The sequence below is a fragment of the Falsiroseomonas algicola genome (assembly GCF_011040385.1).
GTDB lineage: Bacteria > Pseudomonadota > Alphaproteobacteria > Acetobacterales > Acetobacteraceae > Falsiroseomonas > Falsiroseomonas algicola.
In genome coordinates, this window is record NZ_JAAIKB010000066.1 from 1 (window position 1) to 479 (window position 479).

General features: G+C 77.5%; 1 protein-coding gene. It reads left to right on the forward strand.

The features are described from left to right. On the forward strand, positions 1 to 479 hold a 479-nt coding region (locus G3576_RS31035; protein ID WP_456237364.1), incomplete at both ends, for a hypothetical protein.

The window sequence follows — 479 nt, forward strand, 5'->3', positions numbered from 1 at the left end:
CGCAGGTGGCGGCGCTGACGACGGCGCAGGTGGCCGGGCTGACCACGGCGCAGGTGGCGGGGCTGGCCTCGACGCAGCTGGCGGCGCTGGGCTCGGCGCAGGTGGATGCGCTGACGACGACGCAGCTGGGGGCGCTGGGTTCGGCGCAGCTGGGCGCGGTCAGCACGGCGGCGCTGCGGGGGCTGAGCACGGATGACGTGGCGGGGCTGACGACGGCGCAGCTGCGGGGCCTGACGACGGCGCAGATCGCCTCGCTGGGCACGGCGCAGCTGGGCGCGCTGACGACGGGGCAGGTGGCAAGCCTGGCGACGTCGCAGGTGGCCGGGCTGACCTCGGCGCAGGTGGCGGCGCTGGGCACGGCGCAGGTGGGCGCGCTGACGACGGCGCAGATCGCCGCGCTCGGCACGGCGCAGCTGCGCGGGCTGGAGACGGCGGACATCGTCGCCCTCGGCACCAACCAGATGGCGGGCCTCGGCTCG